General features: G+C 71.7%; 10 protein-coding genes. 7 read left to right on the top strand and 3 right to left on the bottom strand.

Features of this window, described 5'->3' with window-relative positions; all coding sequences use genetic code 11:
• Nucleotides 1–31: 31 nt before the first annotated feature.
• Nucleotides 32–709: a Crp/Fnr family transcriptional regulator gene (locus V6V89_RS21710; protein ID WP_173057568.1), complete on the bottom strand. Its 678-nt coding sequence runs from the start codon at nt 707–709 to the stop codon at nt 32–34.
• Between the two features lie 132 nt (nt 710–841).
• Here V6V89_RS21710 and V6V89_RS21705 point away from each other — a divergent pair, with 132 nt between their 5' ends.
• The 6 genes from V6V89_RS21705 (at nt 842) to V6V89_RS21680 (ending at nt 6,146) form a co-directional block, all read left to right on the top strand.
• Nucleotides 842–1,504, top strand: coding sequence for an adenosylcobinamide amidohydrolase (locus tag V6V89_RS21705; RefSeq protein ID WP_334621026.1), 663 nt, complete (start codon nt 842–844; stop codon nt 1,502–1,504).
• A gap of 39 nt (nt 1,505–1,543) precedes the next feature.
• Nucleotides 1,544–2,734 carry a CapA family protein gene (locus tag V6V89_RS21700; protein ID WP_334621024.1) on the top strand — a complete coding sequence of 397 codons (1,191 nt, stop codon included), beginning with the start codon at nt 1,544–1,546 and terminating at the stop codon, nt 2,732–2,734.
• Nucleotides 2,735–2,782: 48 nt separating this feature from the next.
• Nucleotides 2,783–3,559: an endonuclease III gene (nth, locus tag V6V89_RS21695; protein WP_334621023.1), complete on the top strand. Its 777-nt coding sequence runs from the start codon at nt 2,783–2,785 to the stop codon at nt 3,557–3,559.
• The gene (locus V6V89_RS21690) at nt 3,556–4,143 is read left to right on the top strand and encodes a TlpA family protein disulfide reductase (protein WP_334621022.1); all 588 of its coding nucleotides are present in this window, start codon (nt 3,556–3,558) and stop codon (nt 4,141–4,143) included. The genes nth and V6V89_RS21690 overlap by 4 nt, the downstream gene beginning before the upstream one ends.
• A 70-nt stretch (nt 4,144–4,213) precedes the next feature.
• The gene (locus tag V6V89_RS21685) at nt 4,214–4,888 is read left to right on the top strand and encodes an NUDIX hydrolase (protein ID WP_334621021.1); all 675 of its coding nucleotides are present in this window, start codon (nt 4,214–4,216) and stop codon (nt 4,886–4,888) included.
• 79 nt (nt 4,889–4,967) lie between these two features.
• A complete protein-coding gene (locus V6V89_RS21680) occupies nt 4,968–6,146 on the top strand; it encodes a MarP family serine protease (RefSeq protein ID WP_334621020.1) in 1,179 nt (392 codons plus the stop codon).
• 90 nt (nt 6,147–6,236) lie between these two features.
• Here V6V89_RS21680 and mycP read toward each other — a convergent pair whose 3' ends face one another.
• Together mycP and eccCa are read right to left on the bottom strand one after the other, a co-directional pair.
• Complete coding sequence (gene mycP / locus V6V89_RS21675; protein ID WP_334621019.1) at nt 6,237–7,490, bottom strand: type VII secretion-associated serine protease mycosin; 1,254 nt, start codon at nt 7,488–7,490, stop codon at nt 6,237–6,239.
• A gap of 104 nt (nt 7,491–7,594) precedes the next feature.
• Nucleotides 7,595–11,389 (bottom strand): type VII secretion protein EccCa, encoded by a 3,795-nt coding sequence (gene eccCa, locus V6V89_RS21670; RefSeq protein ID WP_334621018.1) that lies wholly within the window; start codon nt 11,387–11,389, stop codon nt 7,595–7,597.
• 60 nt (nt 11,390–11,449) lie between these two features.
• Here eccCa and eccD point away from each other — a divergent pair, with 60 nt between their 5' ends.
• Nucleotides 11,450–12,991, top strand: coding sequence for a type VII secretion integral membrane protein EccD (eccD, locus tag V6V89_RS21665; protein WP_334621017.1), 1,542 nt, complete (start codon nt 11,450–11,452; stop codon nt 12,989–12,991).
• Nucleotides 12,992–13,141: the final 150 nt, after the last annotated feature.

Here is a 13,141-nt window from a genome sequence, read left to right as displayed (position 1 = left end):
GTATGACCTGCCCGCCACCGGCTAGCCGGGGTCAGACGCGGGCGCGGCGGGCCAAGCGTTCCGGGTCGAGGATGATCACGCTCTTGCCGTCGAGGCGCAGCCAGCCGCGCGACGCGAAGTCGGCGAGCGCCTTGTTGACGGTCTCGCGGGAGGCGCCGACCAGCTGGGCCAGCTCCTCCTGAGTGAGGTCGTGGGTCACCCGGAGGACGCCGCCGTCGCGGGTGCCGAACCTGCCGGCCATCTGGAGCAGGTTTTTCGCGACCCGGCCGGGCACATCGGTGAAGATCAGGTCGGCCAGCGCGTCGTTGGTGCGGCGCAGCCTGCGGGCCAGGACCCTCAGCAGTTGCTCGGCGATCTCGGGCCGGTTGTTGAGCCACGGCCGCAGCGCCTGCTTGCGAAGGCGGGCGAGGCGCGTGTCGGTGACCGCGGTGGCCGTCGCGGTGCGCGGGCCCGGGTCGAACAGTGACAGCTCGCCCAGCATGTCGGACGGACCCATGACGGAGATGAGGTTCTGCCGGCCGTCGGCGGCACGCCGACCAAGCTTGATCTTGCCGGACAGCACAATGTAGAGGCTGTCGCCAGGCTCGCCCTCGTTGAAGACCACCTCGCCCTTACGGGTCTCGATCGTCTCCATCTCTTTGGCGAGCGCTTCCGCCGCCTCCGGGTCGACGCCCTGGAAGATCCCACTGCGGGCCAGTACCTCGTCCATACCGCACCTCCGCCTGCGCATCCGGTCACTTACCGGCATATCAGCCGGTGAGTCGCGCGCGCAGTAAGTCTAGGCGCACGTCGGAGATGTCCGGGCGTGCACCCCCGGAATCTTGATCGTAAAGTCCAGCAGGTGGTGCTGGAGCCGATCCTTGGAGACCGTCACGAGGACGGCCGGAACATCCCGCTGCTGGCCTGGCGGATCGGCCGCCCGTTGTTGGCCATCTCGTCCGCGCCGCTCGGTGGTGGTATCGGGCTCCGTCAGTGGATCATCAACGCTACCGTACCAATGTGGTATGACCGGGACGATCCGGACGCACACCTGTGTGAGTTGGCGGCCGAGTTGGGGTTCGAGGGACCCGGCGTCGGCCTGATGACAGGCGTAGACGTCGCGGAGGTGGTCACCGCCGCGGACGAGGGGGTTCGGGTGTGGGCCACCGTGGGGCTCGGTGCTCCCATCTGGGCGGCGGCACCCGACGCCGATTCGTCGCGCGTCGGCACCGTCAATATCGTGGTCGCCGTGCCCGTGCGGCTGTCCGAGGGCGCGCTGGTCAACGCGGTGGCCACGGCTACCGAGGCGAAGGCGCAGGCGCTGTGGGACCTCGGCGTCGCCGCCACGGGTACGGCCACCGACGCGGTCTGCGTGGTGTGTCCGCCGGACGGCCCGGCTGCCGCTTACGGCGGTCCGCGCTCGGAATGGGGAGGCCGGATCGCCCGTTCGGTCCATGCGGCCGTCCGATCAGGCGGCGGCACCGGCAAGGGGTCCGGGATGCCCTGGTCCGACCGAAATCAGTAGTTCGCTGGCCTTGCGGGTGGCCGGTATCGTCGCGTAACGATGAGTTACCCCGGGCCGCACGAGCGTTCCGGCCGCACACGGCGTCCCATCCTCGCTGTGCTCGCGGTCGTCGCTGTGCTGCTCGGAGTCGGTCTCGCCGCTGTGGCCTTCGTCGCCAACCGCGACGACGGGTCCGGGGCGCCACTCTGGCAGGGCGACGCGGTCCAGGAGCCTTCCGGATCGGCCGCGCCCTCCCCGACCCGGTCCGCCGAGGCGCCGCCGGCCACCATCTCGATGTCGGCCACCGGCGACATCATCATGGGCAACGCGCCCAACAGGCTTCCCGCCGGCGGCGGCAAGGGCTTCTTCAACGCGGTCAAGTCCGCGCTCGCGGCCGACCTCGTGATGGGCAACCTCGAAGAGCCGCTCACCGACGACACCGGCGCCGGCAAGTGCAGCGCCAACTCCACCCGCTGCTTCCAGTTCCGGGCCCCGCCGTCGTACGCGGCACACCTGAAGGAAGCCGGCTTCGAGCTGCTCAACCAGGCCAACAACCATGGCAACGACTACGGGGCGGCGGGGTACCGCAACACCCAGAAGGCACTGAAGGACCACGGGCTCAAGCACACCGGCGCCCCAGACGAGATCACCGTGGTCGACGTCGAAGGCGTATCGGTCGCCGTGGCCGGCTTCTCCTCGTACCCGTGGTCGAACAGCCTCACCGACATCGACGAGGCCGCCGAGGTCGTCAAGAAGGCCGCGACCATGGCGGACGTGGTGGTCGTCCAGGTGCACATGGGTGCCGAAGGCTCCGACAAGACCCACGTCAAGCCAGGCACCGAGCTCTTCCTCGGGGAAAATAGGGGCGACCCGATCAAGTTCTCGCACGCGATGATCGACGCGGGCGCCGATCTGATCGTGGGGCACGGCCCGCACGTGCTGCGCGGCATGGAGTTCTACAAGGACCGGCTGATCGCGTACAGCCTGGGCAACTTCGCGGGCGGCGGCAAGACGTTGAGCGGCAACGGGGTGCTCGGGCTCGGTGGTGTGCTCAAGGTCTCGGTGACACCGGACGGCGCGTTCGCCAGCGGCCAGCTCATCTCGACGGCCATGAACAGCGCCGGCCTGCCGACCATGGACAACGCGCACCGGGGCGCCAAGCAGGTGGCCCAGCTCAGCAAGGCGGACTTCCCGACCACCGGCGCCAAGCTTGACAGCAAGGGCAAGATCACCGCTCCCGCAGCCGGCTGAGCCGTCCGAGCGGAGCGAGGACAAACCCGCACAGCGTACTCTTTCGCCGTGGCCCGTACTGAGAGTGACTTGTCGCGGAAGCGGCGTGCCCGGAAGATGGCGCGCCTGCTGGAAGAGACCCACCCCGACGCGCACTGCGAGCTCGACTTCGAGAACGCCTTCCAGTTGCTGATCGCCACCGTGCTGTCGGCACAGACCACCGACGTCCGGGTCAACCTGACCACGCCCACGCTGTTCGCCAAGTACCCCACCCCCGAGGACCTGGCCGCGGCCAACCCCGAAGACGTCGAGCAGATCCTCAAGCCGACCGGCTTCTTCCGAGCCAAGACCAAGTCGGCGATGGGGCTGTCGGCGGCGATCCGCGACCGGTTCGGTGGGGAGGTGCCGCGCACGCTGGCGGAGATGGTCACGCTGCCGGGCGTCGGCCGCAAGACGGCCAACGTCGTGCTCGGCAACGCCTTCGACGTGCCGGGCATCACCGTCGACACGCACTTCCAGCGGCTCGTCCGGCGGTGGGAGTGGACCGCCGATTCCGACCCCGTCAAAATCGAGCACGCCGTGGGGGCGCTGATCGAGAAGCGTGAGTGGACGATGCTCTCCCACCGGGTGATCTTCCACGGCCGGCGGGTCTGCCATGCTCGCAAGCCGGCCTGCGGTGCCTGTACTCTCACCAAGCTCTGCCCGGCGTACGGCACCGGACCCACCGAGGCCGCCGCCGCGGCCAAGCTGCTCAAGGGTCCGCGCGCCCGCGATCTTGCCGCCGTGGCCGGTGTCGACCCGGAGTTGGTGCCCGCCAAGGCGGTGACCGAGCCGGAGGCACCGTGAAGCGGGTCGCCTGCGCCCTGATGGTGGCGCTGCTGCTCGCCGGATGCTCCGACGACCCGGAGCCGGCGCCGAAGGCCGCTCCGGCACCGTTCGCCGACTGTGCCGCGCTGACCGCGCCGCCGGCTCAGGCGACCGCCAGCCCAGGACCGGCACCGGCCGACGCCGCGCCGCTGCCCGACATCGCCCTGCCCTGCTTCACAGGCGACGCCACGGTCCAGGTGAGCGCCATCCGCGGGCCGGCCGTCGTCAACCTGTGGGGCTCGTGGTGCGCGCCCTGCCGTGACGAGATGCCGGCGTTCCAGCGCTTCGCCGAGCGTGCCGCCGGCAAGGTCCACGTCATCGGCGTCGACACCCACGACACCCGCGAGGCGGGCGGGTCGCTCGCCGAAGACCTCGGCGTGACCTACCCCAACCTGTACGACCGCTCGGAGCGGTTCCGCATCAAGCTCTCCGGGCGGCCCTTGCCGGTCACGCTCTTCGTCGACCAGCAAGGCAAGATCCGGCACCTGTACAACGCGGCCGCGCTCGACGACGCGGCGCTCGCCACCCTGGCCGCCCAGCACCTCGGGGTGACGCTCCCATGAGTGCCGCAGATCTAGCCGGCGCTCGGCTCCACTCGCTGCAACCCTGGCCCTCTGCCGCGGGCGGCGGCGCATGACCACCAACGGGACGCCCGACTGGTTGGCGCCGCTGCTCGACCGGCTCCGGAACGCTCGGGTCGAAGACTTCACCCGCCTGCCCACCCCTACCGACAGCGGCCGGCCGAGCGCCGTTCTCATCCTCCTCGGCGAGCACGACGGCGAACCCGACGTGCTCATGCTCCAGCGGGCGGCGACGCTGCGCACCCACGCCGGGCAGCCCGCATTTCCCGGTGGGGCGAGCGACCCGGGCGACGCCGACGCGGTCGCCACCGCCCTGCGCGAGGCACAGGAGGAGGTCGACCTCGACCCCGCCTCCGTCACCGTGCTCGCCGACCTGCCTCCGCTGTGGATTCCCGTCAGTGACTTCGTGGTCACGCCGGTGCTCGCGTGGTGGCACGCGCCGCACGAGGTGCACCCCAAAGATCCGGCCGAGGTGGCGCACGTCGCGCGGCTCCCCATCGCCGAGCTTGTCGACCCCGACAACCGGCTCCAGATCCGTCATCCGAGCGGGTGGATGGGACCGGCGTTCGAAGTACGCGGGATGTTGGTGTGGGGCTTCACCGCCGGGGTCCTCTCCGCACTCCTGGAGATGGCTGGTTGGGCCCGGCCGTGGCCCCGCGACAGGGTCGCCGACATTCCGATCAGCCCTCCGCCCACCGGCACCGATGAGTCCGATCTGGTGAGCTGAACAGGTCGCCTTTGAGGCTGCTTTGTATGGGCTTAGCGCGTCGGCTCCGGTACTCGCGGGACCCCCGTACCCTTGACGCGTGTCCGCCATCGATGTCGCCCTTGTGCTGCTCATGCTGTTGTTCGCGATCAGCGGATACCGACAGGGATTTGTCATCGGTGCGCTGTCATTCGCCGGCTTCTTCGGCGGTGCCCTGATCGGGCTCCAGCTCGGGCCGTTCGTGGCCCAGCGGTTCGCCGACGATGCCGTACGCGTCGTCGTTTCGCTCATCGCCATCTTCGGGCTCGCGGTGCTCGGACAGGCCCTGGCCGGCTGGCTCGGCACCCACCTACGGCACGCCATCACCAGCCGAGTCGGGCGCCGCGTCGACGACGCCGGTGGTGCCGTCGTCTCGGTGCTGGCCGTACTCGTGGTCGCGTGGCTCGTGGCGGTGCCGCTCGGAGCGTCGTCGCTGCCCTGGCTGGCCAGCTCGGTCCGCAACAGCGCGATCCTGCACGGCGTCAACCGCGTCATGCCCGAGCAGGCTCAGGCCCTCTCGCAAGCGCTCCGCGAGACTGTCGACACGCAGGGCTTCCCCGAGGTGTTCGGCGAGCTGTCGCCGACCCGCGCGCGCGAGGTGGCGGCTCCGGACCCGCGGCTCGCCGGCTCCCGGGTGGTCGCCAACGCGCGGCCGTCGGTGGTCAAGGTCCTGGGCACCGCGCCCAGCTGCTCCCGGCGTATCGAGGGCTCCGGCTTCGTGTACGCCGAAGAGCGCGTCATGACCAACGCGCACGTGGTCGCCGGCACCCGTTCGGTCGAGGTGGAGATCGGCGATGAAAAGCTCGACGGTCGGGTGGTCGTCTACGACCCCAACCGCGACCTGGCTGTGCTGTACGTTCCCGGCCTGGACGCGCCGGTGATGCCCTTCGCGCAGCGCGACGCCCAGGCCAACGCGGACGCGATCGTGCTCGGGTTCCCGCTCGACGGGCCGTTCAACGCCCAGTCCGCCCGCGTCCGCGACCTCGGCGACATCACCGGGCCAGACATCTACGACTCGAAGGACGTGACCCGGGAGATCTACACGATCCGGGCGCTGGTGCGGAGTGGAAACTCGGGCGGCCCGCTGGTCGGGACGAACGGTCAGGTGCTCGGGGTGATCTTCGCGGCGGCCGCCGACGACCGGAACACCGGGTTCGCGGTAAGCGCCCAGGAAGCCTCGCCGGTGGCAACGGCAGGCCAGTCCCGCACCCGAGCCACCGGAACAGGCGCCTGCGCCTAGGGCCCGTGTCGAAGCGGATGACCGGGCCGCGGCGGACCCAGACGACGACCGGCCCCCACTGCGACACAGGCCCTGAAGGCGATGGGAAAGCTAGCGGGTGCGGAAGAAGCGGCGGACCGTGAAGGCACCCACGGCGATCACCAAGAGCGCGACCAGGCCGCCCACCAACAGCCCGCGCCGCGACTCCTCGACCTCGCCGGCCGGCTCGGCCGACCATCCCGCGTTGGAGCCGGGCGCCCGGCCACCCGTGGTGTGGTTGCCGCTGGTGCCGCTTGCGGCCTCCATGCCGGGGGCGGCGCCGAACCCAGCCACGCCGGGCGGGGCGTTGTTGTCCAGAGGGTTGCGCTCCACCGTGGACATGCCAACGGTGAGCGCGGCGACGGGGTCGACCAGGCCGTACCCGAACCGGACGTCGCGGCCCACCGCACCCAGGTCGTCGGCGGTCTTGATGAGCCGGTTGACCACGGTGGCGGCGGTCATCTCGGGCCACTTGGCGCGAACCAGCGCGGCGGTGGCGCTCACCAGCGGGGCGGCGAAGCTCGTGCCCTGTACCTTCCACGTGCCGCCGGGCCGGGCGCCTATCAACCCGTTGGCAGGGGCGGCGAGCACGGTGGCAGAGCCGGTGATGGAGCCGGACCAGAGGCCCTCGGTCTCGCGTTCGAGACCGGTGACCGCGATCACCCCCGGCTCGCGGGCCGGGTACCAGACCTCGGTGGGCGCGTCGGGCGCGATGTTGCCGGTGCACGCGACCACGACGACGTCGCGGGCGAACGCGTAGTCGATGGCGGCGGCCAGGGCCGGGCTGTTGCCGCTGCCGCCGAGCGACAGGTTGATCACCTTGGCGCCGTTGTCGACCGCCCACCGGACACCCTTGGCGACGATCAGCGCGTCGTTGTACCGGTTGTCGGCGTCGAGGACGCGAACGGGCAGGATCTTGGCTTGGGGCGCCAGCCCCATGACGCCGTCGCGGTCGTCGTTGCGTCCGGCGATCAGACCGGCGACGGTGGTGCCGTGCCCCACAGGGTCGGTGCGCCCATCGCCGTTGCCGGTCACCAGGTCGATGCCGGGAAGGACCTGGCCGGCGAGGTCGGGGTGGCCGCCGTCCACACCGGAATCGATCACCGCGACGGTGACGCTGGCGCCGGTCGAGTACCGCCACGCGTGTGTCGCGCGCAGCTCCGAGAGCTGCCACTGGTCTTCACGTACGGTGTCGCGCCGCTGGATGACGCTGGCAGCCTGCGCTGGCGTAGCGGCGATCGCGGGTACGCCGGTCGCCCCGACGGCGACGAGCGCCGCCCCGACGAATCGCGGAACGGCGCCCCAGCGATGGCTCCAAAGCCTCATCGCAGATGGCCTCCAGTAGGCCGGCACATGGGTCCGGGCCGACAAGTCGTTGGAGGGAGGTTACCGCGTTCAGGTTTCCCCGGTAATCCGCTGACGAAAGAAGATCACTCCTGGGAGAGAAATGCCAGCTGAACGAGGCGTACTCCTTTCTTCCGCGTGACGAGACGCCCGCGGCCTGGTGGCAGCGTAGTAGGGCGCGCGGTGCCGACGAGGGCTCCTTCGTCCTTGTCGCCGGACATCACCAGACCGGGTGACGCCAGCTCGCGCAGCCGCTGCACGACCGGCTCGTACAGCGCCCGTGCCGCGCCGCCGCAGCGGCGGGTCACGATCAGGTGCAGGCCGATGTCGCGGGCCTGCGGCAGGTACTCCAGTAGTGGCAGTAGCGGGTTGGCTGGCGCGGTGGACACCAGGTCGTAGTCGTCGACCAGTACGAACAGCTCCGGCCCGGTCCACCAGGAACGCTCGCGAAGCTGCCGGGGCGTGACGTCGGGGCCGGGCAGCCGCCGCCGCATGTACCCGGCCACCGACTCGATCAACTCGCTGGTGGTGACGGCGGATGTCCCGTACCCGATAACGTGATCGCCCTCGACGGCGCCGAGTAGGCTGCGCCGGTAGTCGACCAGGATGATCCGCGCCTGTTCCGGCGTGAAACGCCGGGCGACCGACGTGGCGAGCGCCCGCAGGAAGGACGACTTGCCGCACTCCGCGTCGCCGAACAGCAGGAAGTGCGGCTCGGTGCCGAAGTCGAGCTCGGCCGGGCGCAGGTCGGCCTCGGCGAGTCCGATGGGGATGGCCAGCCCGCTACTGGCGGCGAGATCCAGGTCGGCGTACGGCACGACGGCGGGCAGCAGCCGCACCGGCGGTGCCGGAGCTCCCGACCAGCCGGCGGCGACCGCGCGCACCAGCGCCTCGGGATCACCGTCGAGCGCGACGAGCGCGGGACGAGCGGCGAGGAAGTGCAGGCCGTCCGCCGTGAGACCGCGGCCCGGTGTCTTTTCTGGCACGTTGAGCGCGGCCTTGCGGGAGACGATCGAGTCGGCCGGATCGCCGAGGCGCAGTTCGAGGCGGGAGCCGAAGAGATCACGGATCGCCGGCCGGAAGTCGAGCCAGCGGGAGGAAGCGGCCACGACGTGCACGCCATACGCCAGACCGCGGGTCGCGATGTCGGTGATCACGGATTCCAGGTCGTCGTAGTCGCCGCGAAGCGTGGTCCAGCCGTCGATCACGAGGAGGATGTGGCCGTCAACGGGTTCGCCGCGCTCGCGGTCGGCGAGCCGAGTCGCGATCTCACCCACCGTCCGGCGCACCGCCTCGGCGTCGTGCCGCCCCGCGACCCCGCCGACGTGCGGCAGCGCGCGGAGCGCGGCCAGCGTGCCGCCACCGAAGTCCAGGCAGTAGACCTGCGCCTCGGCGGGCGTATGGCTGAGCGCCAGGCCGCACACCAGCGTCGCGAGGAGGCTGGACTTGCCGCTTCGCGGTCCACCCGCGACAGCGACGTGCCCGGCCGCGCCGTCGAGCGCCAGCCACAGCAGGTCGCGCCGCTGCTCGAACGGCTTGTCGACGACCGCGACCGGCACCTGCATCGCGCCGCGCAGCGCCGGATTGGCGAAGGTGAACCCACGCGCCGGATCGCTGACCAGGGAGCCGAGCAGCTCGTCGAGCGCCGGTGACCGCGACAGCGGCGGCAGCCACACCTGGTGCGCCGGCGGGCCCTCCCCGGCCAGCCGGTCGACCAGCGCGTCGAGCAGGCTGCGGCCGCTCTCGATCGCCGGGGTGGCGGGCTTCGGCGCCGGTACGAAACTGGTGCCGTAGGTCAGCACGCGCGGGCGCCCGGCGCGCCCGTCACGCCGCCGATCGGCGGCGCGGCGCAGCGGCCCCGAGACGTACGCGGCGCGGAACCGTACCAGCGGCTCGGTGCCCGCCTTGAGGTATCCATGGCCGGGCGAGCGGGGCAGTTCGTACGCGTCGGGCACGCCCAGCACCGCCCGCGACTCCAGGGCTGAGAACGTGCGCAGTCCGATCCGGTACGACAGGTGCGTCTCCAACCCGCGCATGCGTCCCTCTTCGAGCCGCTGCGACGCGAGCAGCAGGTGCACGCCCAGCGACCGTCCCAACCGTCCTATCTGGAGGAACAGGTCGATGAAGTCGGGCTTGGCGGCGAGCAGCTCGGAGAACTCGTCGCACACGATCAGCAGCGTCGGCAGCGGCGCCAGGGCGGCACCACCGGTGCGTGCGTTCTCATATTCGCGCAGGCTCACGAAGTCACCGGCCCGGCGCAGCAACTCCTGGCGGCGCAGCACCTCGCCGTTGACCGCGTCGACCATGCGGTCGACCAGCGGCAGATCACCGGCCAGGTTCGTGATCATCGCAGCCGTGTGCGGCAGCCGGTCGAGCGCCGCGAACGTAGCGCCACCCTTGAAGTCGACCAGCACGAAGTTGAGCACGTCGGGCGGGTGCGTCGCGGCCAGCCCGAGCACCAGCGTGCGCAGCAGCTCCGACTTTCCCGAGCCGGTGGCGCCTATGAGCAGCCCGTGCGGCCCCATACCGTCCTGCGCGGACTCCTTCAGGTCGAGGACGACCGGCGGGCCCTCGGCGCTGAACCCGATCGGCACCCGCAGGCGGTCGCGGTCGGGCCGCGGCGCCCAGCCGTCGAAGCTATCCGGATCGACGCCGAGCAGGTCAGCCGCGGTGGGCTCGGCGCCGGGCAGGGATTCGGCCGCCGCCGAATCCGTCAGCCGCACCGGCGCGAGGCGCCGCGCCAACGCCTCAGCCGCGACGAGGTCCAGGCCGTCGGCGACACCGACCTCCGCGGTGCCTTCCATCGTGTACGAGACCAGTTGTCGCACCGAATCGATAGTGAGCACCACAGTGGACCTGTCGAGCACGCGAGGCGGTGGCGTGTCCAGGTCCACTATGGATACGCCGTCGATGCCGCCCTCGCCGAAGGCGGCGTCCGCCCCGTCGAGCACCACCACCACGTGCGGGCCTTCTGCCGCTGGACCGGCGCCGAAGCGAGGGCGGCTGCCGATCAGGTCGTGCAGCAGGCGCGTCAGCTCGGCAGTCGATGAGGCGACGAGCCGCACCGGGCCCAGCGCGTCGGTGCGGCCCGGGTGCTGGGCGTGCGGCAGCCACTTGACCCACTCCCACCGGGTACGCCGATCCGGCGCCACACACACCGCGATACGCAAATCGTCGGGCGCGTGGAAGACCGACAGTTGCGCCACCATCGCGCGTACGAGCGCCCGGCCCGGTGCCCCGACGATGTGCACGCGGGTGAACCCGCGCAAGGCCAGCGCCACCGGCAGGTCGGGCACCACGGCGTGCGTGTCGAGGAAGCGGCGCAGCGCACCGGACGTCATGGGTTCGAGGTCTTCGAGCGGCCGGGTCACCGGCGCCACGAGCGGCGTGGCCAAGGTCTGTGGACCAAGCCCCACCCGTACGACCGCGAAGTCGGAATCCGTGGGGCGGCGTTCCCAGAGCCGATAACTGGCCACTGTGGACCAGAGTCGATCTGGATCGGGATGCCGGTAGAGCAGGCCGGCCCGCTGGCGGGTCGCGGTGTCACGGGCCCGCCGGCGCAGCGTGCCGAGGTGGCGCAGATAGTCGCGGCGGGCGGCTGTCATCTCCGCCCGCTTCGGCGTGCCGCCCCACGACGCGAGCATCGCGAGCGAAGAGACGCCGAAGATCGCACCGACCACGTACGAGTACGTGCCACCGCCGTGACCCATCATCATCGCCATCGCGACGCCGCCACCCACCATCGGCAGCACCACGAACATCTGCTGCCAGCGGCCACCGGTGTCGCCGGGCAGCTCGGGAGGCGGGTCGATGCGCAGGTCACCCGCCGGAATCTGAGGCCCCGGGCGCCGCGCCCTCCGTCTGAACCGGACAGTGCTCACCAGACGGTCACCTCCCCATCGCTCATCGTAGGTAAAGTGCGGGTGGATGGAGGACCCTCGATGACGGGTGGCCTCGCGCGGGTCACGATCAGCACGCCGCGTCGCAAGCTCGACGTGGCGCTGCCGGCGCACGTGCCGCTCGCCGAGCTGCTTCCCGAGGTGCTGCGCCACGCGGGCGACGGGCTCGCCGACGACGGCGAACGGCACGGTGGGTGGGTGCTGCGCCGCGCGGACGGCGCGGCGCTCGCGGTTGGCCAGGCCCTTCACCCGCAAGGTGTACGCGACGGCGCGCTCCTCTTCCTGGTTCCAGCGCGTCTACGGTGGACGGAGGTCCGGTACGACGACGTCGTGGAGGCGATCGCCGACGGTGCCCGGCAGCGGGGCGCCTCATGGTCGCCGGCCGCGAACCGGGTGTCCGGGCTCGCGCTCGCCGCCCTACCGGTGGCCGCCGGCCTGTTCGCGGTGGCCCGCACGGGGTCCGGTGTCCTGGCGGCGGTCGCTGCCTCGGTGCTGCTCGCGACCGCAGCCGTCGCCTCGCGGGTGCACCGCGACCGCCCGGCCGCCGCCGTGCTGGCCGCCTACGCGATGCCGTACGCGTTCGCGGCCGGCGCTGCGATCACATCCGATGCTGGCGTCGACGGCGGTGCCGGCGTCGGAGGCGGCGGCGTGCTCGAACACCTCGCCGACCTGCTGGGCGGCGCCGGCGGGCTGGTCGGCGGCTCGGTCGGGCTGCTCCTGGCGGCACTGACCGCCGCTGTGGTCGTCGCCGCCGAACTGCGGGTCTGCGCCGCGGCCGCGTTGGTCGGTGCTTGCGGGGCACTCGCCGGGCTGACCGCCTCGGCGCTGCCACCCGACGACATCGCAGCGGTCCTGCTGACCGTGCTGGTCTGCGGCGTCGGCCTGCTCCCACTGGCCACGATCCGCCTTGCCCGCCTCCCGCTCCCGCCGCTCGCCCTCCCACCCGCTCCCGCCGCCGCGAGCTGGCCCGAAGCTCCAACGACCTGGGCAAGCCCCGATTCCGGCTGGCCGAGCGCCGGCCCGGGACCGGCCACTGCCGGCTCCGGTTGGCCACCGGACGCTCAGGGGCGACCCGGCTCGGATGCGGGGCGGCCCGATGGCACGCGGGTGGAGGACGGGCGGGTGTTCGCGGCTGTCGCGCGGGCTGAGGAGTTGCTGACCGGGGCGCTGGTCGGGTACGCACTGCTCGCGACCGGCGCGGCGTTCGTGCTGGTAGTCAGTGGCGGCCCTGCCGCGTGGCTGCTGGTCGCTGTCTCTGGTGTGGCGCTGCTTCTCCGCGCCCGGCTGTTCGCCGCCGTCCGGCAGCGGGTGCCGATGGCGGCTGGCGGGCTGGTCGGCCTCGCGGCCCTGGCGGCGGCGTTGCTGCTGGCGACCGACCGATCGGTGCTGGAGGTCATCGCCATCGGTGGGGCGATCGCGGCGGCGGCCAGCGTCACGGCGGGCCGCACGTACGCCCGCCGGCCGCCCACGCCCTACGTGGGCCGGGCGGCCGATCTACTCGACACCGCGACCGTCGTCGCCGTCGTGCCGATCACGTTCGCGGTGCTGGGCCTTTACGAGATGGCTCGAGCGCTCGTGACCTAGAGTCCGCGCATCTTCGCGGGACTCGTCGTGTCCGGCGCGGGTCGAGGCCGCACCTTCCGCGAGACCGCGGGCCTCCCGTAGCCGTCAGTGCCGATCAAGGAGGATCGCATCGATCAAGGGCAACCGCACGTGGAAAAGAGATCAAAACAC

This window comes from Micromonospora sp. CPCC 206061 (assembly GCF_036906915.1).
GTDB lineage: Bacteria > Actinomycetota > Actinomycetes > Mycobacteriales > Micromonosporaceae > Phytohabitans.
The sequence above is the reverse complement of the archived record's forward strand: the minus strand, read 5'-3'. Positions and strand labels throughout refer to the sequence as shown.

Excerpts from the sequence above, each read along its gene's own strand:
- eccD (WP_334621017.1), top strand. The coding sequence starts at position 11,450 with ATGACGGGTGGCCTCGCGCGGGTCACGATCAGCACGCCGCGTCGCAAG.
- V6V89_RS21685 (WP_334621021.1), top strand. The coding sequence starts at position 4,214 with ATGACCACCAACGGGACGCCCGACTGGTTGGCGCCGCTGCTCGACCGG.
- V6V89_RS21710 (WP_173057568.1), bottom strand. The coding sequence starts at position 709 with ATGGACGAGGTACTGGCCCGCAGTGGGATCTTCCAGGGCGTCGACCCG.
- mycP (WP_334621019.1), bottom strand. The coding sequence starts at position 7,490 with ATGAGGCTTTGGAGCCATCGCTGGGGCGCCGTTCCGCGATTCGTCGGG.
- V6V89_RS21700 (WP_334621024.1), top strand. The coding sequence starts at position 1,544 with ATGAGTTACCCCGGGCCGCACGAGCGTTCCGGCCGCACACGGCGTCCC.